This is a genomic window from Faecalimicrobium sp. JNUCC 81 (genome assembly GCF_053667625.1).
In genome coordinates this window covers 3,072,408-3,095,511 of sequence record NZ_CM132203.1, presented here as the reverse complement: position 1 = coordinate 3,095,511, position 23,104 = coordinate 3,072,408, and the positions used below count along the sequence as shown (strand labels likewise).

Annotated in this window: 21 protein-coding genes; 20 read left to right on the top strand and 1 reads right to left on the bottom strand. The window is 28.8% G+C overall.

Features of this window, described 5'->3' with window-relative positions; translation table 11 throughout:
* Positions 1 to 27 precede the first annotated feature (27 nt).
* The 19 genes from JNUCC81_RS15405 to JNUCC81_RS15315 all read left to right on the top strand — a co-directional run bounded on the left by JNUCC81_RS15405 (position 28) and on the right by JNUCC81_RS15315 (position 21,305).
* On the top strand, positions 28 to 1,659 hold the full coding sequence (locus JNUCC81_RS15405; protein WP_454094275.1) for an amidohydrolase: 1,632 nt from the start codon (positions 28 to 30) through the stop codon (positions 1,657 to 1,659).
* A 318-nt stretch (positions 1,660 to 1,977) separates the two neighbouring features.
* A complete protein-coding gene (locus tag JNUCC81_RS15400) occupies positions 1,978 to 3,321 on the top strand; it encodes a hypothetical protein (RefSeq protein ID WP_454094274.1) in 1,344 nt (447 codons plus the stop codon).
* 204 nt (positions 3,322 to 3,525) lie between these two features.
* Positions 3,526 to 5,520 (top strand): YgiQ family radical SAM protein, encoded by a 1,995-nt coding sequence (locus JNUCC81_RS15395; RefSeq protein WP_454094273.1) that lies wholly within the window; start codon positions 3,526 to 3,528, stop codon positions 5,518 to 5,520.
* Positions 5,521 to 5,694: 174 nt separating this feature from the next.
* Positions 5,695 to 6,081, top strand: a complete 387-nt coding sequence (locus JNUCC81_RS15390) for an S-Ena type endospore appendage (RefSeq protein WP_454094272.1) — start codon at positions 5,695 to 5,697, stop codon at positions 6,079 to 6,081.
* Positions 6,082 to 6,352: 271 nt separating this feature from the next.
* Positions 6,353 to 6,910, top strand: a complete 558-nt coding sequence (locus tag JNUCC81_RS15385; protein ID WP_454094271.1) for an ECF-type riboflavin transporter substrate-binding protein — start codon at positions 6,353 to 6,355, stop codon at positions 6,908 to 6,910.
* Positions 6,911 to 6,931: 21 nt separating this feature from the next.
* Positions 6,932 to 8,638 (top strand): ABC transporter ATP-binding protein, encoded by a 1,707-nt coding sequence (locus JNUCC81_RS15380; protein ID WP_454094270.1) that lies wholly within the window; start codon positions 6,932 to 6,934, stop codon positions 8,636 to 8,638.
* On the top strand, positions 8,635 to 9,465 hold the full coding sequence (locus JNUCC81_RS15375) for an energy-coupling factor transporter transmembrane component T family protein (protein WP_454094269.1): 831 nt from the start codon (positions 8,635 to 8,637) through the stop codon (positions 9,463 to 9,465). Before JNUCC81_RS15380 ends, JNUCC81_RS15375 begins: the two co-directional genes overlap by 4 nt.
* Positions 9,466 to 9,585: 120 nt before the next feature.
* Positions 9,586 to 10,584, top strand: coding sequence for an ABC transporter substrate-binding protein (locus JNUCC81_RS15370; protein WP_454094268.1), 999 nt, complete (start codon positions 9,586 to 9,588; stop codon positions 10,582 to 10,584).
* A complete protein-coding gene (locus JNUCC81_RS15365; RefSeq protein ID WP_454094267.1) occupies positions 10,556 to 11,332 on the top strand; it encodes an ABC transporter permease in 777 nt (258 codons plus the stop codon). The genes JNUCC81_RS15370 and JNUCC81_RS15365 overlap by 29 nt, the downstream gene beginning before the upstream one ends.
* Positions 11,320 to 12,000, top strand: coding sequence for an ABC transporter ATP-binding protein (locus JNUCC81_RS15360; RefSeq protein ID WP_454094266.1), 681 nt, complete (start codon positions 11,320 to 11,322; stop codon positions 11,998 to 12,000). The genes JNUCC81_RS15365 and JNUCC81_RS15360 overlap by 13 nt, the downstream gene beginning before the upstream one ends.
* A 79-nt stretch (positions 12,001 to 12,079) precedes the next feature.
* Entirely contained in the window at positions 12,080 to 13,873 is a 1,794-nt protein-coding gene (locus JNUCC81_RS15355) for an aminopeptidase P family protein (protein ID WP_454096408.1), read from the top strand.
* A 144-nt stretch (positions 13,874 to 14,017) separates the two neighbouring features.
* A complete protein-coding gene (ybaK, locus tag JNUCC81_RS15350) occupies positions 14,018 to 14,497 on the top strand; it encodes a Cys-tRNA(Pro) deacylase (RefSeq protein ID WP_454094265.1) in 480 nt (159 codons plus the stop codon).
* A 177-nt stretch (positions 14,498 to 14,674) separates the two neighbouring features.
* A complete protein-coding gene (locus tag JNUCC81_RS15345) occupies positions 14,675 to 15,514 on the top strand; it encodes a fumarate hydratase (protein WP_454094264.1) in 840 nt (279 codons plus the stop codon).
* A 10-nt stretch (positions 15,515 to 15,524) separates the two neighbouring features.
* Positions 15,525 to 16,073: a Fe-S-containing hydro-lyase gene (locus JNUCC81_RS15340; protein ID WP_454094263.1), complete on the top strand. Its 549-nt coding sequence runs from the start codon at positions 15,525 to 15,527 to the stop codon at positions 16,071 to 16,073.
* The gene (locus JNUCC81_RS15335) at positions 16,060 to 17,244 is read left to right on the top strand and encodes an NAD(P)-dependent malic enzyme (RefSeq protein ID WP_454094262.1); all 1,185 of its coding nucleotides are present in this window, start codon (positions 16,060 to 16,062) and stop codon (positions 17,242 to 17,244) included. The genes JNUCC81_RS15340 and JNUCC81_RS15335 overlap by 14 nt, the downstream gene beginning before the upstream one ends.
* A 198-nt stretch (positions 17,245 to 17,442) precedes the next feature.
* Positions 17,443 to 18,147 (top strand): GntR family transcriptional regulator, encoded by a 705-nt coding sequence (locus JNUCC81_RS15330; protein WP_454094261.1) that lies wholly within the window; start codon positions 17,443 to 17,445, stop codon positions 18,145 to 18,147.
* 165 nt (positions 18,148 to 18,312) lie between these two features.
* Complete coding sequence (locus JNUCC81_RS15325) at positions 18,313 to 19,632, top strand: PTS sugar transporter subunit IIC (protein ID WP_454094260.1); 1,320 nt, start codon at positions 18,313 to 18,315, stop codon at positions 19,630 to 19,632.
* A gap of 28 nt (positions 19,633 to 19,660) precedes the next feature.
* Positions 19,661 to 20,971 carry a 6-phospho-beta-glucosidase gene (locus tag JNUCC81_RS15320; protein ID WP_454094259.1) on the top strand — a complete coding sequence of 437 codons (1,311 nt, stop codon included), beginning with the start codon at positions 19,661 to 19,663 and terminating at the stop codon, positions 20,969 to 20,971.
* Between the two features lie 19 nt (positions 20,972 to 20,990).
* Positions 20,991 to 21,305: a PTS lactose/cellobiose transporter subunit IIA gene (locus tag JNUCC81_RS15315; RefSeq protein WP_454094258.1), complete on the top strand. Its 315-nt coding sequence runs from the start codon at positions 20,991 to 20,993 to the stop codon at positions 21,303 to 21,305.
* Positions 21,306 to 21,348: 43 nt separating this feature from the next.
* Here JNUCC81_RS15315 and JNUCC81_RS15310 read toward each other — a convergent pair whose 3' ends face one another.
* Positions 21,349 to 22,188, bottom strand: coding sequence for a CvfB family protein (locus tag JNUCC81_RS15310; protein ID WP_454094257.1), 840 nt, complete (start codon positions 22,186 to 22,188; stop codon positions 21,349 to 21,351).
* A 173-nt stretch (positions 22,189 to 22,361) separates the two neighbouring features.
* On the opposite strand from JNUCC81_RS15310, the gene JNUCC81_RS15305 reads away from it, so the two are divergent.
* Positions 22,362 to 23,096, top strand: coding sequence for a GntR family transcriptional regulator (locus tag JNUCC81_RS15305; RefSeq protein WP_454094256.1), 735 nt, complete (start codon positions 22,362 to 22,364; stop codon positions 23,094 to 23,096).
* Positions 23,097 to 23,104: the final 8 nt, after the last annotated feature.

Genomic DNA, 23,104 nt, shown 5'->3' with positions numbered 1-23,104 from the left:
CAATTAGAGGACTAAGGAGACAGTATTATGCAAAAGACTATTTATTTTAATGGTAAAGTTGTTACAGTAGATAGTAACAACACAATAGCAGAAGCGGTTTTAGTTGAAAATGGAAAAATTTCTAAAGTTGGAAACAATGAAGAAATATTATCTTTAAAAGATGAAAATATTAATTTAGTTGACCTTGAAGGAAAAACTATGTTACCAGGATTTATAGATCCTCATGGACATATAGTAGCTACAGCTCAAACTTTAATGATAGTTACTTTAGGAGAGGTTACTTCAAGAGAAGAATTATTAGCTAAATTAAAAAAAGAGTTAGAAGAAAATCCTCCTCAAGGAGATAAATGGTTAATAGGATTTGGATATGATAATACGAAATTTGAAGATGGTCAACATCCTACAAAATTTGATTTAGATTCAGTAAGCAAAGATATACCTATAACTGTATCTCATGCATCTGGACACTTAGCGTCTGTTAACTCAAAAGCTTTAGAGTTATATGGATATGTAGGAGATGATTATATAGTACCAGAAGGTGGAGTCGTAAGAACTGTATCTCCTGATTCTAAAGAAGCAAATGGAGTTTTAGAAGAAAATGCTATCCTTGATAGTGAAAAGAAAAAAGTAGTAATATCACCAGGATTTGAAGATGTTTTAAGAGCTGTTGAGAGAGTTCAAAAAGTATATGCATCTTTAGGTGTAACAACTACTCAAGATGCTTCTGTTGAGTTAGCTAATGGATATACTCATATATTAGAAACTTGTGCTAATACTGGAAAATTAATAATAGATATAATGGGATTAGCAACTCAACCAGTAACAACTAAGCTTATGACAAATGAAGGTACTCCAAAGAGAGAGTATAAAAATCATTATAAATTAGCTGGAGGTAAGACTTGGCTAGATGGTTCGCCTCAAGGATTTACAGCTTGGTTAAGTGAACCTTATCATGTTGTACCTGAAGGACAACCTGCCAATTATTGTGGATATGGAACTCAAACTGACGAAGTTGTAACTCAATACTTTGTTGATTGTATAAACTTAAATATACAAGTTCATGTTCACGTAAATGGAGATGAGGCATGTGCTCAATTCTTAAGATGCTATAAAAAGGCTATGGAAATAACAGGACATGGCGCTGAATTAAGACCGGTTATGGTTCATTGCCAGGCATTAAGAAAAGATCAGTTAGATGACGTTATAGCTGTTGGAGCTGTTCCAACATTCTTCAATGATCACGTAGCATTCTGGGGAGATTTACATCATGATCAAGTGTTTGGACCAGAAAGATCTCAAAATATATCTCCAATAGGTTGGGCATTAGAAAAAGGTATAAAGTTTACTCTACACCAAGATCCACCAGTTAAAATGCCTAATCAAATATTTGCTATACACACTGCTGTAAACAGAATGACAGAAAGTGGTAGAGTATTAGGTGAACATCAAAGAATAGCTGTTATAGAAGCTATAAAAGCTGTAACTATAAACGGAGCTTACCAATACTTTGAAGAAGATATAAAAGGAAGTATAGAACCTGGTAAATTAGCAGACTTAGTTATACTTGATAAAAATCCACTAGAAGTTGAAGCATCAGAAATAAAAAATATAAATGTTTTGGAAACTATAAAAGAAGGAAATTCAATTTTTAAAAAATAGTTTTTAATAGTTTTTTATTATAATTTAAGAGGAGTATAGGCTAAGTCTATACTCTTTTTTATTACCAATAAATTAACTTATATAAATACAAAGTAAAGTCGAAATAACTCAAAGGATACCATAAAATATAATTTGTTTTAAAATATCGTATTTTAGGGATGAAAGATAGTATTTAACATGATATAATACTCTATGGATTAGCTAAAAACAAGTTAAATACAAACAATATTTAAATCTGAATTTAAAAAAGATCGTATATATCAAAAATTAAATATAGAGTAGTATTTATTTAAAATAACTTAATAAAGGGGGCGCACTTTGGAAAATATACTATCATATTTAGAGCAATTTACAACAATAATATCTAATGTAGTTTGGCCTATATTTATTCCATTTTTATTATTAGTTGGAATTTATATTTCTTCTCAAGTAATCTTGAACATAAGATCTCTTACAACTAAAAAAAGTTGTGTAAATTTAAAGTACATAGTTCCTCAGGCATCTGTAGCATTAGGAGCTATGATGGGAACAGGAACAATAATAGGTTTTATAGGCGCTTTAAGTAATTTAGCAATAAGCGGTCAAATATATGTAGAAGCAGTTGCTATTTGGGCATTACTAGGATCATTTGTGCTAATACCAATATCATATTGTGAGACTTTAATAGCAAAAATTGTAGGAATGGAACCAAAAGAATATATTAAATCATTTGTATGCAAAGGTGCAGCAAAGGTTTATATAGTGGCATTAATATTATTATATGTATTTGCAATAGGTGGAGTCCAATTTAGTGGAATTGAGGCTATTATGATAACGACATTAGATAAAGTGTTTAGTATTGAACTTAGTGAATTACAAAGATATTTATATATAGTTATACCATTAATAGGAATTATTACGATTATAGTACTAAAAAATAGACAAGATATATTTATAAAATGTATGATAGGTATGATATTAGTAGCAGTTACTATATACTTTATATTCTTTGGGTTGTTTGCAGCAAAAACATCAAGTTATATTCCTGTATTTATAGAAAGAGTTATTATAGGATTTAAAAATCCTGTTTCTATGATATTAGGAATTCCTTTAGGATTAATATTTGGAATGCAAAGGGTTATACAAATTGCTGAACCTGGTTTAGGGACTTTAGCTTTAGCTTCAATGAAGTCAGATTCAAACCCAAGAGTAGCTGGAACGATTTCGTTAATTTTAACTACTACACTAGTAGTTGTTTCTATAGTAGTTACATCTTATATAGCATCTTATGGACTTGATAAAGGTATAATAACTTTTTCTGAAGTAGGGGTGTATAGATTAGTTTCATATTTTGAAACTGTTATTAGTGTGACTGGAAGTTTTGGATTTGCAATCTTATTTATATTTATAATATTATCAGGAATGACTACTTTACTGGGAGCGTATATTCTTTTAAATAATTTAATAGAAAAAGAAACTGTAAAGAAAAATACTTTGTATATAGCACTTTTAGTAGTATCAGGTGCTTTATCAGTATTTAAATTCGATATATTGTTTAATTTATTAAATATACTATTATTCATAGCAACATCAATAAATATAACTGCATTAGCAATGTTTACTGAATTTGAATGGAGTAAGTATAAAATAAAAAACTATATATATAACGAAAGAGTATCTTAAATAATAAAAAAGCATGAATTTATATCCATGCTTTTTTTATTATTTTATTCCTTAAAATACTATTTAAATAAATTATAGAATATGACAAATTAAATCATATTTTGTGGTATAATTACAATTTAGAGGCTCAAAATAGAGACTATAGTTTCGTTTGGATTTAATTAGGATATAATAAATTTAATGATATAAAAAGCAGGTGATAAAATGGAAAATAAATTTTTACCGATATGCAAGCAAGATATGATAGATAGAGGATGGGATGAACTAGATTTTATAATAGTTACAGGAGATGCTTATGTTGACCATCACAGTTTCGGAACAGCCATAATATCAAGAGTACTAGAAAATTCAGGGTATAAGGTTGGTATAATAGCACAACCTGACTGGAAAAATACAGATGATTTTATGAAATTAGGAAGGCCAAGATTAGGATTCTTAGTAAATGGCGGAAATATGGACTCTATGGTTAACCACTATTCAGTTAGTAAAAAGCATAGAGATAAGGATATGTATTCTCCAGGAGCTAAAATGGGTCTTAGACCAGATAGAGCTACAATAGTATATTGTAATAAAATAAGAGAAGCATATAAAAATATATCAATAGTAATCGGTGGATTAGAAGCTAGTTTAAGAAGATTTGCTCATTATGATTATTGGAGTGATAAAGTAAGAAAGTCAATGCTTATAGATAGTGGAGCGGATTTATTAGTTTATGGTATGAGTGAAAAGCAAATAGTTGAAGTAGCAGATGCGCTTAATGATGGATTTGATCCTAAATATATAAGACATATAAATGGGACGTGTTATATAGCGGATACTTTAGATGAAATATATGATGATTATATACTTATACCATCATATAAAGAAGTTTGTGATGATAAAATAAAGTATGTTGAAGCTTTTAAAGTTCAATATGATGAACAAGATCCATATAGAGGAAAAGCGATAGTACAAAAGCATGGTGATAAGTATCTTGTTCAAAATAAACCAGAAAGACCTTTAAATAGAGAAGAACTAGATGCAGTATATGCACTTCCTTATCAAAAGACATATCATCCTATATACAAAAAGGATGGAGGAATACCAGCTATTGAAGAAGTTAAGTTTGGTATAGTAAGTTCTAGAGGATGCTTTGGAAGTTGTGCTTTCTGTGCAATAACTTTCCATCAAGGTAGAGCTGTTCAAAGTAGAAGTCAAGAATCTATAGTAGATGAAGCTAAGTGGATAAGTTCTTTACCTGATTTTAAAGGGTATATACATGACGTTGGTGGACCTACTGCAAACTTTAGAAAAGAAGCATGTAAAAAACAAATTACAAAAGGTGCTTGTAAGAAAAAGCAATGTCTACACCCAGAGCCATGTAAAAACTTAACTGTAGACCACAGTGAATATTTACAGTTATTAAGAAGATTAAGAAAACTTCCTAACATAAAGAAAGTATTTGTTCGTTCAGGAATAAGATACGATTATGTTATGGCAGATAAAGATAATAAATTCCTTAGGGAATTAATAGAACATCATGTTAGTGGACAGCTTAAAGTTGCCCCAGAACACGTTGCAGAAGAAGTTCTACATCATATGCAAAAACCTGCAGGTAACACTTATGATAAGTTTAGACAAAAGTTCTTTGCTATAAATGAACAATTAGGTAAAAAACAATATTTAATACCATATTTAATGTCATCCCATCCTGGTTCTACATTAAATAGTTCAATTGAATTAGCTGAATATTTAAGAGATACTCAGTATCAACCAGAGCAAGTACAGGATTTCTATCCAACTCCAGGAACATTATCTACTACAATGTTCTATACCGGAATAGACCCACTTACTATGAAGCCTGTGTATGTTCCTAAGTCAAAACAAGAAAAAGCTATGCAAAGAGCATTGCTTCAATATAGAGCTCCAAGAAATTATGATTTAGTTCACCAAGCTTTAGTAGAAGCTGGAAGAGAAGATTTAATAGGACTTGGACATAGATGTTTAATTAAGCCAAAAGATGCAAGAGGATATTCAAATAGAGGCTCAAATTCTAATAAAAAGAATAATAACTCGAAAAACTCAAATAATAAGGATTCAAGAGGAAGAAACTCTTCAAGAGAGAACGAATCGAATAATAGAAGTAAAAATGATAGAAATAATCAATCAGGAAAGAAGTTTTCTAAAAACTCTAAGCCTATAAAAAAGAAAAGAAGATAAATACATAAAGGATATGAGATAATCTCATATCCTTTATGTATTTATATGGTAATCAACACAAAGTGTCAAAAAAAGTAAAAAAATGTCTTTTTTAGTGTAACTAAGTTTTATATAAATCATATTATATATTGAGGGCAAAAAAATTGTCCTACATTAAAAGGAGATGTATATACTATGTATGATATGCATGAAGGTAGTAACTGTGGATGTTCCCCAAGACCAGATCATGATGATAAAAGGGAAAGAGTTTGCGAAATTGAAAGTGAATGCTGTGACACTTTTGTTAAAGAACAATTTACTATAAGAGCAACTGCTTCATCTAATGAAATAACTGTTTACAAAGCAAATACAAATACTATTACACGTGCTACAATAAAAATTATAAATTTATCGCCAAGTGTTAGTGTTACTGTTGGAACAAATGGTTTGGGTACTGTTGTAGGACCTAATCAAGAAGCTGCAATTACAGTAAATGGAATAGATCATCTAACACTTCAAACTGGAGGAGGTACAGCAAGAGTATTGCTTTGCTTTGATTTACAAGTTGCTGATCTTGATTAAGAATATCACTTAGACAGAATCAATTATTAATGTAAATTAAAATTTTAAAGAAGATAGTATCTAATTTACACTAGGCAGAGAGTTTTCTCTGCCTTTTTATTTATCTAAATAAAAGTTAAGGATACATAAACGAATATAGCAAATAATAAAGGTAGAAGAATGGCTAAAAAAGCGACCTATATTGACATTTTTTTTAGTAAAGTTTATACTAAAATTTGTGTTTAATTTAAATAAATATAAATGTATACATCTAAAATAGAGAGGTATAAGTATGAATAAAAGTAAATTTTCAATAAAAACTATAGTTGCTATAGGAATTGGAGCTGCAGTATTTATGATATTAGGTAGATTTGGCTCGATACCAACTGGTATACCAAATACTAATATAGAAACGGCGTATGCATATCTTGCATTAATGGCTATATTATATGGGCCAGTAGCAGGATTTTTAATTGGACTTATAGGGCATGGATTAAAGGATTTAGTATTTTACGGAATGCCGTGGTTTAGCTGGGTTATATCATCAGCAATAGTTGGTTTGATAATAGGATTAGTATGGAAGAGATTAAAGGTTAATGATGGACTTTTTGCAACTAAACAAATAATACTATTTAATATAACACAAGTCATAGCAAATGTAATTGCATGGTTTTTAGTTGCACCTACATTAGATATATATATATATGCAGAGCCGGCTGATAAAGTTTATATTCAAGGTATGATAGGTGGTATATCTAATATGTTAACTATAGGTATACTAGGTACTTTAATATTATTAACTTATTCTAAGACTAAAATAAAGAGTGGAAGTTTAAGAATAGAAGATTAAAATTTAATAAGGAGACCTTAGATGAAAAGAAAGATAATAGAGTTTAAAGATTTTAGCTTTCAATATAGAGTACAAGCAGTGCCAACGCTTAAAAATATAAATTTAACTATATATGAAGGTGAAAAAGTTCTTATAGTGGGTCCATCAGGGTCTGGAAAAAGTACATTAGCTCATTGTCTTAACGGATTAGTTCCATTTTATTATGATGGAAAAATGACAGGGCAATTAAAAATAAATAATGAAAATATAAAATCTAAAAATATATTTGATTTATCTAAAATTGTAGGAACGGTATTGCAAGACCCGGATAGTCAATTTATAGGACTTACAGTAGGCGAGGATATAGCTTTTAAACTAGAAAATTACTGTGTAGAACAAGAGAAAATGATAGAAAAAGTAGAAAAGTCAGCGAAGTTAGTTGATATATATAAAGAAATAAATGAATCTCCATATAGATTATCAGGTGGTCAAAAGCAAAGAGTTACTTTAGCTGGAGTTACAGTAGATGAGGTTAAAGTATTGTTGTTTGATGAACCATTAGCAAGTTTAGATCCAGCAACAGGTAAAAGTGCTATAGAATTAATAGATAGCATACAAAAAAATGGAGATAAGACAATTGTTATAATAGAACATCGATTAGAAGATGTTCTTCATTGTGATGTAGATAGAATTGTAGTAATGGATAAAGGTGAAATCGTAGTGGATACTACTCCAAATGAACTTCTTTCAAGTAATACTTTATCAGAAATTGGAGTTAGAGAACCTTTATATATAACAGCACTTAAATATGCAAATTGTGATATAAATCCAAAGTTAAACCTTTCAAATATTAAAACTTTAGATTGTAGTGCTTGTAAGTGTAAAGTTAACACTTGGTATGAAAGTGCAAACAAAGCTATACAAAAGTCTAAAACTAATACAATTTTAGAGTTTGATAAAGTAAGTTTTTCATATGGAAATGAAAAGCAAGTTTTAAAAGATCTTTCTTTTAAAATAGATAAAGGAGATATGGTAAGTATAGTTGGAAGAAATGGTGCAGGAAAATCAACTATATCAAAATTAATATGTGGTTTTTATAAACCTATATCAGGAAGAATACTATTTGATACTAAAGATATAATAGATGAATCTATAAAAGAACGTTCAGAAAAGATAGGATTTGTAATGCAAAATCCCAATCAAATGATATCTAAAACAATGGTATTTGATGAAGTTGCTTTTGGGCTAAAAATAAAAGGTATTAAAGAAGATGAAATTAAAGAAAGAGTATATGAAACACTTAAAATATGTGGATTATATGGATATAGGAATTGGCCAATTTCAGCACTTAGTTACGGTCAAAAGAAAAGAGTCACAATAGCATCAATACTTGTATTAAATCCAGAAGTTATAATTTTAGATGAACCTACAGCGGGCCAAGATTTTAAACATTATACAGAAATAATGGAATTTTTAGTTGAACTAAATAAAAAAGGAGTTACAGTTATAATGGTAACTCATGATATGCATCTTATGTTAGAGTACACTAATAATGTAATTGTATTGGCAGAAGGGAAAAAGTTAGCCGATGATAATGCTATTAATATATTAACTAATAAAGATATAGTAAAAAAAGCAAACTTAAAAGAAACATCACTACATGAACTTGCTATAAAGTGCGGTATAGAAGATTCAGTAGAATTTGTAAATAGATTTATAGAATATGATAGGAGGGTTAGAAAGCTATGAATACAGAAATGTTGTCATATATAAAGAAAGACTCACCTATTCATAAGTTAACAGGAGCTACTAAATTAATATGTTTTCTAGTTTGGACAATAGCTGCTATGATAACGTATGATACAAGAGTTTTATTAGGACTTTTTATAATAGGATTAATTGCATTTAAGGTATCTAAGATAGAATTTAAAGATATATCTTTTGTACTTTATTTTATATTATTTTTCTTAGTTTTAAATGCAATTATGATATTTATATTTGCTCCATATCAAGGAGTAGAAATATATGGCACTAGACATGATATATTTAATATACTAGGTCCATATACATTAACAAAAGAACAATTATTTTATGAGTTTAATGTAATACTTAAGTATTTTTCAACAATTCCAATAGCTCTTTTATTTATACTTACTACAGAACCTAGTGAGTTTGCAGCATCTTTAAATAAAATAGGCATAAATTATAAAGCGGCGTATACTGTATCAATTGCTTTAAGATACATACCAGATGTACAAAGAGATTATAAAGATATATCATTTGCGCAACAAGCGAGAGGAATAGATTTATCTAGAAATGAGAAATTAATAAAAAGAATAAAAAATTCATCGGCTATACTAATACCTTTAATATTTTCAAGTTTAGAAAGAATAGATAAAATAAGTTTAGCTATGGAACTAAGAGCATTTGGAAATGGAAAAAAACGTACATGGTATAGTATGAGAAGATTTAAAAAAGAAGATTATATTGCAATAATATTTTTAATAATTATATTAATTATATCTGTAGCTATGGTTAAGTTAAATGGATCAAGATTTTATAATCCATTTATATAGTAAAAAAGAACTTATATGTAAATTACATATAAGTTCTTTTTTACTATATATAAAAGAAGGAATATTTATAAAACTAGAAGAAGTTATTAGTTTAAAATAGTTTTTAGGGGGTAAACGAAAATGAAAAAAGGAATAAGTATTTTACTATCAGTAGCTATTAGTTCTATATTATTAGTAGGGTGTAGCCAAACATCTAAAGAAATAACTAAATCAGAGGGTAAAGTAGATAGTAAGGAAGTAAAAATATCTGCCCCTGATGGATTACCGTCAATAACGCTAGCTAAATTAATGAATGAAGATATTAAAATAAAAGAAGGATATGATATAAAATATACAATAGAAAAAGCTCCAGAAGCACTATCTACATCAGTTATGAAAGAAGATGTTGATATAGCCATAGTACCGTCAAATATGGCAGCTATAGCCTATAATAAAACATCTAACTATCAAATAACTGGAACTGTAGGCATGGGATCATTTTATTTAGTATCTACAGAAGATATAAAAGAGCTAAAAGATTTAGAAGGGTATGAAGTTGGAAATACTGGTAAGGGCCTAACACCAGATATAACTGCTCAAGCTGTTTTAAAGGATAGAGGTGTTGATTTAGGGAAAATAAATTTTAGTTATGTTAATTCAGTAAATGAATTAGTCCCACTTTTAGCAACAAATAAACTTAGTACAGCATTTGTTCCTGAACCGGCATTAACAGGGCTACTAAATACAAATAAAAAAGTGAAAATAATAAAAAGCTTAAATGATGAATGGAAAGAAATTAATAACTCACAAGAGGGATATCCACAGTCTACAATAATAGTAAAATCTGATTTTGCTAAAGAAAATAAAGAGTTTGTAGATTCATTTATAAATCAAATATCAGATAGTGTGAAATGGGCTAATACAAACTCTGATAGAGTAGGAGAATATGCTAAAGAAATAGGCATATCTATTGAATCGAGTATTATAGGGCGAGCTATGGAAAGATCTAATTTAAAATTTGTTCCTATTAAAGATATGATTGATGATTATAATTATTATTATAAAAAACTATTTGATTTTGATACTAACTCTGTAGGAGGAAAATTACCAGATGAAGGTATATACTTCATTTCTAAATAATTCTAATAGGAAAGATAAAATGGAGATCGTACTTTCATGTATTCTCCTATTGTTTTTATGGCAAATTATAGCTATATTAATAAATAATGAAATATACCTGCCTACTATAAATCAAACATTAAATAGTATGAAAGAAATAATTTTAGAACCAAGATTTTATTTGGATATGGCTTATTCTATAGGGAGAAGTTTGTATAGTTTTTTACTTGCATTAGTTTTAGCTATGGTTATAGGAATATTATCATATAGTAATAAAATTATTAGAAATATTATTAAGCCTATAAGTAAAATATTAGAGTCTATTCCTACTATGATACTAGTTTTACTTGTATTAATATGGTTTAACAAAGATAAAGCACCATTTATAGTTGGATTTTCAATAGTTATGCCAATACTATATGATGCTGTATTAGGATCAATGTTAAATATAGATAAAAAATTGATTGAAATGAGTGAAATATATAAAATAAATATAAATGATAAAGTATTAAAATTATATTTACCGTCCATAAAACATAGCTTAATGCCTATTTTTATATCTACATTTTCATTAGCATTAAAAGTAGTTATAGCAGGTGAAGTATATGGACAGCCAACTTATGGAATTGGAACTATGATACAAGTTGAAAAGATTAATTTCAATACATCGGGGATATTTGCATGGATTGTAATAATACTATTAATCTCTGTGGTTTTAGATATAATCCAAAAAGTATTATTAAGGAGAACTTTTATATGGAAGAGATGATACTTGAAATTAATAATATAAATAAAAGCTATAATGAAGATGTAATATTCAAAGATTTTAGTATAAAATTTTATAAAAATAAAGTAAACTGTATTCTTGGAAAATCAGGATGTGGAAAAAGTACACTTTTAAATATTATAAGTGGAATTATTAAAAGTGATTGTAGAGAATTTGATACTTTAGAAAGTTTTGGAATAAGCTATATATTTCAAGAAGATAGATTAATAGATTGGTTAACAGTTGAAGAAAATATTAGATTAATAGCTAAAAACTATTACAAAAAGAATGAATTAGATAAAGAAGTACATAAATACTTAAGCTTAGTAGGAATTTCTGATTATAAAAATTATTATCCTCAAATGCTTAGTGGAGGAATGAGGCAGAGAGTTAATATTGCAAGGGGATTAATTTGTCCTTCTAATATTATTATAATGGATGAGCCATTTAAATCTATTGATATATTAAATAAAAAAGTTATAATAGATAATTTCAATGATATACTAAAAATAGAAAAGAGAACCGTAATATTTGTAACTCATGATATTGATGAAGCTTTATATTTGAGTGATAAAATAATTATATTAGGAAATAGACCTATTGAAATAAAGGCTATATTAGATAATTCTAAGAAACTTAATAAAGGAGATATCAGTATACATATAAATTAAAGATTTAAGACTATGTATTGTTTAGGTTATAATATACAATAATTATTGTAGGGTAATATTTTATTATAAGGAGGCAGAAATTATGATAAAAGAAAGAATTAATAAATTAAGATATATAATGAAAGAAAAAAATATTTTTGCTTACATAATACCATCTTCAGATTATCATCAAAGTGAGTATGTAGGAGATTATTTTAAAAGTAGAGAATTCATATCAGGATTTACAGGATCTGCGGGTACTGTTGTAGTAACTCAGGATGAAGCGGGTTTATGGACTGATGGAAGATATTTTATACAAGCTGAAAATCAATTAAAAGATAGTAGTATAGAATTATTTAAGATGGGAGAAGAGGGAGTACCAACTATAGAAGAATATTTAGCAGATAAAATGCCAAATGATTCTAAATTAGGATTTGATGGTAAAGTAATATGCACTAAAGAAGGTGAAAAATTAGCTAAGAAGCTAGAATTTAAAAACGTATCAATAGAATACTCTTATGATTTAATAGATAGTATATGGGAAGATAGATATGATTTACCTAATAAACCAGCTTTCTTACTAGGAAATGAATATAGCGGTGCAAGCTTTAGTGAAAAATTATCTAGAGTAAGAGATGTTATGAAAGAAAAAAATGCAACAACTCATATAATTACTACATTAGACGATATAGCTTGGTTATTTAATATAAGAGGAGGAGATGTAAAATCAAATCCTGTTGTGCTTTCATATGCTGTTATAGGCTTAAAGAATGTTTACTTATTTGTTGATGATAATAAGCTTAATAATGAGATAAAAGAAGAATTAGGTAAAGAAAATGTAGTTATAAAGCCTTATGATTCAATTTATGAATTTGTAAAAACTTTAGATAAAAATGAAGTTGTTTTACTTGACCCAAATAAGGTAAACTATGCAATTTATAATAATATTCCAAGTAACATTCAAAAAATAGAAGGTACTAATCCTACTATAATGTTTAAGGCAATAAAAAATGAAGTAGAATTAGATAATATTAGAAACAGCCATATAAAAGATGGTGTAGCTTTTACTAAATTTATGTACTGGTTAAAAAATAAGGTAGGAAAAATAGAAATAAGTGAAATAAGTGCTACGAAAAAATTAGAAGATTTTAGAAAACAACAAGATAAATTTATAGAACCAAGTTTTGATACTATTGCAGCATATAGAGAACATGCAGCTATGATGCATTATAGCGCAAATGAGGAAAGTAACTACAAATTAGAGCCAAAAGATTTATTCTTAGTAGACTCTGGAGGACAATATTTAGATGGAACAACAGATATAACAAGAACTATAGCACTAGGAGAAATATCAAAAGAAATAAAGACTCATTTTACAAGCGTAGTCAGAGGTATGATAAGATTATCAAAAGCTAAGTTTTTATATGGATGCAGAGGATATAACTTAGATATGCTTGCAAGAGGGCCGCTTTGGGATTTAGGGATAGATTACAAATGTGGAACAGGTCATGGTATAGGATTTGTTTTAAATGTACATGAGGCACCTAATGGGTTTAGATGGAAAGTAGTTGCAGATAGAGATGATAGCTGTATACTTGAAGAAGGTATGGTTACTACAAATGAGCCTGGAGTTTATATAGAAGGTTCTCATGGTATAAGAATTGAAAATGAAATAGTAGTAAGGAAAGCTGAAAAAAATGAATATGGTCAATTTATGGACTTTGAAGTAGTTACATTTGCGCCGATAGATTTAGATGCTATAGATAAAGATATTATGCTAAAAGATGAAGTAAATTACTTAAATTCTTACCACAAACTTGTTTATGATAAGATAGGTCCATATTTAACTGAAGAAGAAAAAGACTGGTTAAAAGAATATACTAGAGAGATATAAATTAAAAGGATATTGATATTTAATCAATATCTTTTTAATTTGTAATTATAATAAAAATAATATGAAAAGAATAATTTAATAATTTGATATAATAAATAAAGGAATTTAAAAATTTAAAACTAAAGCTATATATTAGGAGGAGTTATGTCAAAAGTAAAAACTAATGCGATGAGAATATTAGACTCTAACAAAGTAAGCTACAATATGTTTTCTTATAATGTAAAAAAAGGAGAACATGTAGATGGAGTTGAAGTAGCTAAACAAATAGGAAAAGATGAAAAAGAAGTTTATAAAACTTTAGTAGCTCAAGGTAATAGCAAAACCATATACGTATATGTAATACCGGTAAATGAAAGTTTAGACCTTAAAAAAGCAGCAAATGTAGCAAAAGAAAAAAAGATAGAAATGATACATGTAGCCGATATAAATAAGATTACAGGATACATAAGAGGAGGATGTTCCCCTATCGGCATGAAAAAGAAATATAAAACTTTTGTAAATGAGACTGCATCTGATTTAGAACAAATTATAGTAAGTGCTGGTAAAATAGGATATCAAGTGCAACTAAATCCGTTAGATTTACAAAAAATAACTGAGTGTGAATTTATAGATATAATAAAATAAAAAAAAGAGTTAGATTTATAACTAACTCTTTTTTTATTTAAAAAATTATACTATCAATATTAATTTATAAATTTAAGTTTATGAGTGTTAGCTTTTTTACAACTTGTAGTAGACTAGAAAAAATGTTAAAGTATAAATATACGAATATTAAAATTGAATGCATAGGGGGATGTTCGAGTGAGAGTGATAGAATCTCATGAAATTACGGAAAAAGTAAAAGAAATTTGTATAGATGCAAACATAAATCTAGGAAATGATGTAGTAAATTCATTAAAATCAAACCTAGAAAAAGAAGAAAGTCAATTAGGAAAAAATATTTTAAATATAATAATAGATAATGCAAATATTGCAAACGAAAAAAATACACCTATATGCCAAGACACAGGAATGGCTGTATTTTTTGTTAAATTAGGAAATGATGTAGTTGTAAAAGGAGATACAATTACAGATGCAATAAATGAGGGAGTTAGGCAGGGATATAGAGATGGGTATTTAAGAAAATCTGTTGTAGACCCATTAAGTAGAATAAATACCAAAGATAATACTCCAGCAATAATACACTATGAGATTATTAAAGGAGATAAAATAATAATAGAGTTTGCTCCAAAGGGATTTGGGAGTGAAAATATGAGTAAATTAAAAATGTTAAAACCATCAGATGGTATAGATGGAATAAAAGAATTTGTAATAGATACAGTTTCAGAAGCTGGCCCAAATCCATGTCCTCCAATAGTTGTAGGCGTTGGAATAGGTGGAACAGTAGAAAAATGCGCTCAAATAGCTAAAAAATCTTTACTTAGAGAAGTAGGGATGCATAATAAAAATAAAGATATAGAAACATTAGAAAAAGATTTATTAACTGAAATTAATAAATTAGGTATAGGACCACAAGGTGTAGGAGGAAATACTACTGCACTAGCTATTAATATAGAAACATATCCAACACATATAGCAGGCTTACCTGTTGTAGTTAATATAAATTGTCATGCTTCAAGACATAAAAAAATAATTATATAGGAGAGTCAATATGATAAGTTTAAGTATGCCTATAAAAGAAGATGAAATAAAGAAGCTAAGTTGTGGAGATATAATAAGATTAAGTGGAACTATATATACTGCTAGAGATGCTGCACATAAAAGATTAATAGATTGTATAAATAAAGATAAAGAGTTACCTTTTAATATTAAAGACCAAGGAATATATTATGTTGGACCGACACCAAATAAACCAGGAGAAGTAATAGGTTCGGCAGGACCAACAACCTCTTATAGAATGGACGATTTAACAATTCCTCTTTTAGAAAGAGGATTAAAAGTAATGATAGGCAAGGGAAAAAGAAGTAATGAAGTTATAGAAGGTATAAAAAAGTACAATGCTATTTATCTTATTGCTATAGGTGGAGCTGGTGCATATATATCAAATTCTATAAAAACTTGTGAAGTAATAGCTTATGATGATTTAGATGCAGAGGCTATAAGAAAATTAGAAGTGGAAGATCTTCAACTAATTGTAGCTATAGATAGCAAAGGAAATAACATATATGAAAAAGGGAGAAAGATGTATGAAAAACAATAAAGATTATTCTCAATTAGCACTTAAAATGCATGAAGAAAATAAAGGTAAAATTAGAGTAGAAAGTAAAGTAAAAATAGAAACTAGAGATGATTTATCTACAGCGTATACTCCAGGTGTAGCTGAGCCTTGTAGAAAAATACATAAAGATATAGATAATGTATATAAATATACATCAAAAGGAAATACTGTTGCAGTAGTGAGTGATGGAAGTGCAGTGCTTGGACTTGGAGATATAGGAGCGCATGCATCTATTCCAGTTATGGAAGGAAAGGCAATATTATTTAAGGAATTTGCAGATGTTGATGCATTTCCAATATGTGTAAAAACTAATGATGTAGATGAAATAGTAAATACTGTGAAATTATTAGAACCTGTATTTGGAGGAGTAAATCTAGAAGATATAAGTTCTCCAAGATGTTTTGAAATAGAAAATATATTAAAAAAAGAATTGGATATACCGGTATTTCATGATGATCAACATGGTACAGCAATAGTTGTAGCAGCTGCTGTAATTAACTATGTTAAATTATCATCTAAAAAAATTGAAGATTTAGAAATAGTAATAAACGGTCCAGGTGCTGCAGGGATTGCAATAGGAAAGATATTGCTAAGTATGAATGTAAAAAATGTAATATTTTGCAACAAGCAAGGTGCACTTGAAGAAAGCATGGATGACTTAAACTGGGCACAAAGAGAAATGCTAGATAAAACTAATATAAATAATGAAAAGGGATCTTTAAAAGAAGTGATAAAAGGAAAAGATATTTTCATTGGAGTTTCAGGGCCAAATATGCTAAATAAAGAAATGGTAGAAACTATGAATGATAAATCAATGGTATTAGCAATGGCAAACCCAACTCCTGAGATAATGCCAGATGAAGCTAAACTAGGTGGAGCATTAGTAGTTGGAACAGGACGTTCAGATTTTCCAAACCAAGTTAACAATGTATTAGCATTCCCTGGAATATTTAGAGGGGCGTTAGATGTTAGAGCTAAAGAGATAAATGAAGAAATGAAAATAGCAGCGGCTTATGCTATTGCAAATACTATATCTGATGAAGAAATCTCAATAGACTATATTTTACCAGATGCATTTAATAAAAATGTAGCTAAAAATGTTTCAAATGCAGTTAAAAAAGCGGCTATTGATACTAAAGTAAATAAAATATAATTAAAAATAAGGCTAGTAAATTTAATATAATTTTACTAGCCTTTAAATTTACATAAAATTATAATATACTTTTATTATTAGAATTTTATGTATTAAAGAACTATTGCTTATATTTGATATACATATGTCGAAATTAGTAATATAAATTTTTATAGAGATAAAATATAGAAAATAAAAACGAGAGAGGAATATATTAAAATGAAGGAACCTATGTATAAAAATATTGAAAATTACGTAATGAACCTAATTGAAAGTGGGCAATTACAAGAAGGCGATTTAATCCCATCTGAAAAACAATTAACAGAAAAGTTTAATGTAACTAGAATGACTGTAAGGTCAGCTCTTAACAACTTAGTTAACGGAGGATACATAGCAAGAAGAAGAGGAATAGGTAGCATAGTACTAGGAAATAATATATACGATAATATATCTACAATAAGTGGATTTACAAGAGAAATGGAGAGTAAAGGATATAAAGTTTCTAATATAGTACTTGATCTTAATATTGTCCAAGCTGATGAAACACTTAAAAAAAAGTTAAACCTAGAAGAAAATGATAATGTATGGGAAATCAAAAGAGTAAGAATTGCTGACGATGAAAGAGTTTCATACATGGTAACATATATGCCTGTAAAATTATTTCCTAATTTAAGCAAAGAACGTTGCAATGGATCTTTATATAAATATGTAGAGGAAGATTGTGGATATAAAATAGCTATGTCTGAAAGAGAAGTAACTGCTGTTATGTCTGAAATAGAAATAGAAGAAGCTTTAGAATTAGATGGTCCTCAAGCTTTATTATATATAGCTCAGGTATGTAAATTACAAAATAGTGAAGCATTTGAATACTCTCATACATATCATCATGGATACACATTAACATTAAATGCAGTTCCAAAATAAATAGAAAATATTACTAAACTTACTCTGCCTTTTCAGAAAAATATTAAAATTAAAAAAAGTACTTGAAATGTATATACATTTGAAATACAATTATATACAAATGGCTAGGAAAATGTTATCCAATCCCTAAAACATAAAATAAGATTAGGGAAGGCAGGTATAGTAATGGAAAAGATAATGGCTTTTATGGAAAAATACTTAGTACCAATAGCCGCAAAAATAGGATCACAAAGACATCTAGTAGCAGTAAGGGATGGATTTGTTGCTATGATACCTATAACAATGGCTGGTGCATTTGCAACGCTTATTAATAACTTACCAATTCAAGCATATAAAAATATGATGGCTAGTATATTTGGTGAAGGATGGACTACACTAGGGGGAAATATATGGTGGGCATCAATTGCCACAATGGCATTATTCTTAGCAGTTTCAGTAGCATATTTCTTAGCGAAATCATATAACGAAAATGAATTACAAGCAGGACTTATATCTTTAAGCTCATTCTTATTATTAGCTCCTCAAGTAGCTAAAGTAGTGGATGAAGCTGGAGCAGTTGTAGCTGAAGGATGGGGATTCATTCCGAAGGGATATATATCAACTGATGCATTGTTTACAGCAATTATAGTAGCAATAATAGCAACTGAATTATACGTTAAATTATCAAAAGTATCATGGTTAACAATTAAGATGCCTGATAGTGTACCACCAGCAGTTTCAAGATCATTTGCAAAATTATTACCAGGGGTAATAACATTATTTGTAATGGGTGTTATAGGAATCTTTATTAATAAATTATCAGGTGGATTACATCTTAACGATTTATTATCAAAATATTTAGCGATGCCTTTAGCAGGAGTTGCTGATTCATTTATAGGAACAATAGTAGTAGCATTATTTGTTCACGTTCTTTGGATATTTGGACTTCATGGTGCAAACATAGCTTTACCAGTTGTTGAACCAATACTAATGCAATTAGGTGGACAAAACGAAGCTTTAGCAGCAGCAGGAGCAACTACAGGATACAATGTATTTGCAGGAGCATTCCTTGATGCATTTGTATACTTAGGTGGATCAGGTATGATACTTGGTCTAGTAATAGCATTATTAATAGCAGGTAGAAGACGTAAAGAAATGATAGCTTTAGGTGGGCCACCATCAATATTTAATATAAGTGAGCCTATGATATTTGGTTTACCAATAGTACTAAATCCAATGTATGCAATACCATTTGTTTTAGCACCTGTTATATGTGCAGCACTTTCGTACTTTGCGATATCATCAGGAATAGTTCATCCAGTAATAATGTCTAAAATACCATGGGTTACACCACCAATAATGGGAGGATTAATGGCTACAGGTCACTGGACTGGAGGAGCATTAGCAGCAGTTAACTTATTAATATCTATAGGTATTTACTTACCATTTGTTGCAGCTGAAGAAAGAATGACAAAGAAAAAATTAGATAAACAAAGCGTAAATTAATAATCTATAGATAAGGTGGTAGACATTGATGAAAAAAGGGCTGAAGATAGTAACTATAGGCGGTGGGTCTAGTTACACACCGGAACTTATAGAAGGATTTATAAAAAGATATGAAGAACTTCCATTGAGTGAAATTTGGTTAGTGGATATAAAAGAAGGAAAAGAAAAGCTTGATATAGTTGGAAATCTTGCAAAGAGAATGATAAAAAAAGCAGGATTAGATATAGATGTACATTTAACTTTAGACAGAAGAGAAGCTTTAAAGGGAGCTGACTTTGTAACAACTCAGTTAAGAGTTGGATTATTAGATGCAAGAATAAAGGATGAGAGCATTCCTTTATCTCATGGAATAATTGGTCAGGAAACTAATGGAGCAGGAGGTCTTTTTAAAGCTCTAAGAACTGTACCTGTAGTATTAGATATAATTAAAGATATTCAAGAGTTATGCCCAAATGCATGGCTTATAAACTTTACAAACCCAACTGGTATAATAACTGAAGCTGTATTTAGATATACTAATTTTAAAAACTATATAGGTTTATGTAATGTACCTATAGGAATGAGAAATGGGATAGCAAAAGAATTTGAAGTAGATCACGAGAGAATTCATATGGATTTTGCTGGACTTAATCATATGGTTTATGGTCTAAATGTATCTTTAGATGGTGTAGATGTAACAGAGGAAGCTATAGAAAAGTTTACAAATTCTAAAATATCTATGCAAAATATAAAAGCTATAGATTTTAATGCTGAATTTGTTAAAGCTTTAGGAGCAATACCTTGTCCTTACCATAGATACTACTATAAGTCTAAGGAGATGTTACAAGAGGAACTTCATGAGTTTTCTAAGGGGAAAGCCAGAGGTCAGGTAGTTAAAGAATTAGAAGAACAATTATTTGAATTATATAAAGATGAAAATTTAGATGTAAAACCTCCTCAGCTAGAAAAAAGAGGTGGAGCATACTATAGTGATGCAGCTTGCAACTTAATAAGTTCTATATATAATGACAAAGGCGATATACAAGTAGTTAATACTTTAAATAATGGAGCTATAAGAGACTTTAAAGATGATCAAAGTGTAGAAGTAAGTAGTGTTATCACTAAAAATGGGCCAAAGCCTTTAGCAATAGGGTACTTACCTGAAGCGGTTCATGGATTAGTTAGTGAAATAAAATCATTTGAATTACTAGCAGCAAAAGCTGCTGTATATGGAGATTATAATACAGCACTTCTTGCACTTTCTATAAATCCATTAATACCATCTGATGATACTGCTAAGGTATTATTAGACGAAATGTTAGAAGCACATAAAGAATATTTACCACAGTTTAATAGATAACATAAGGAGGAAATTTATAATGGATGAAAAAATAATTGAAATATCATTTAATATTATAGCTCATGCAGGAGATGCTAAAGGATTAGCTTTTGAAGCTATAAGAGAGGCTAAAGCCGGAAATATAGAAGCAGCTAGAGAAAATATAGTTAAATCTAAAGAAGGTATGGTTGTAGCTCATAGATTTCAAACTGAATTAATACAAAATGAAGCAAGTGGAAATAAAACAGAGATGAGTGTTATATTAGTTCATGCACAAGATCATCTTATGAATGCTATGAATTTCCAACAATTAGCTGAAGAGTTCATAGATTTATATGAAAGAATAGGAAATTAATAAAACAAAAAGACTAGTCATTAGACTAGTCTTTTTTGAGCCACTACTTTATAGAAGTTCCATTTTCATCTTGAGTTATTAATCCTTTTTTCATTAAAACACCAAGGGCACGCTTGAAGTTCTTTTTACTGCTATTAAACACAGTAGATATTTCTTCTGGTGTTGATTTATCATTAAATCTCATATGACCATCAGCACCTTCTAGGTAACTCATGATTGAACTTTCTAGAGAATCTAGTTCATCTTTTCTATTGCTTCTAGGAGTAAGTCCTAATTTACCATCTTCGTATATTTTTATAACGTTTAAGTTTAATTGATCACCTATTTTTAACTCAGTGAAGTATTCGTTATGAAGTATAACACCTGCATATTTGTTATCTACACAAATCATAGCAGAGTTATTAGTTTGGAATCCGTAAACTACACCAGTTACACTATCACCTATATTGTACTCATGGTCTGTTGTAAGATGCTCATTTATATCAGTAGTTGCAGCTATTCTTCCTGACTTATCTAAGTATATATAGAATGGATATCTACTACCTTTTTCAAGTTCATAAGTCTTAGCACTGAAAGGTACTAATATATCCTTTTGAAGACCTACATCTATAAAACTACCTATTTGTGTATGAGCAACTACTTTTAAATAAGCTACATCGCCTACTTTAGCCTTAGGATAATCTAAAGTAGCAGAAGTTCTACCTTCAGAATCCTTATATATGAAGACATTAACTTCTTGACCTACTTCAATTTTATTTTTTCCTAATAATCTATTATGAAGTAATACATCATCTTTAGTGTTTCCAGTTTTAGCATCTAAGAAATATCCGAAGTCAGTTTTTCTTTTAACTTCAAGTGTATTATAATCACCTATTTTTATCAATTTATATCATCTCCTTAGTTGTTATTATTACTTAGTTATAATTTAATATAATACCATATATAAGAAATATATTATAGACAAAAATTTTGTTAATAAATCAAGGAAAGTATTGATAAAAATATATAAAATAATGTATAATTGGTATATACCAATTATAAAGAGGTAATGAACAAATGGATAAGGTAAATAAAAATAGTACAGTACCTATACACACTCAACTTAGTTCTATAATAAGAAAAATGATAGAAGAAGGTGAGTTAAAAGAAGGTGATTCTATAACTGCTGAAAGAGAACTATGTAGTATGCAAGATGTTAGTAGAATGACAGTAAATAAAGCAATAGCTACATTAGTTTCAGAAGGTTTACTTTATAGAGTTCAAGGTAGGGGTACATTTGTGGCAAAAAATAAAAAGAAATACCAATTCTCAAATATAAGAGGATTTACAGATGTAATGAAAGAAAAGGGAATAGATATAAGGACTGATATACTTTCCTTCGAGATGGAAATACCAAGTGAATTGATAAAAAGAAAATTAGGAATAAGTGATGATAAAACTAATATATATAAAATTGTTAGATTAAGATATACAGATGGGGAGCCATTTGCTATAGAAACAGTATATTTATCAGAAGCTTCATGCAAAGGTTTTACAAAAGGTATGATTGATAACAATTCATTATATAAAATACTAAATGAAATATATAATCATAAAATTACAAAAGCAAACCAAAGTATAGAACCAATAGTTTTATCAAAAGAAGAATGCAGGCTTTTAGAAGCTGAAGAAGGTTCATTAGCACTTAAGATACAAAGAAATTCATACGACATAAACAAAGAACCTATAGAATATACTATTTCAGTATTTAGAAGCGATAAGTTCCAATATGAATTAATATTAAGTGAGTAGGTGATTGA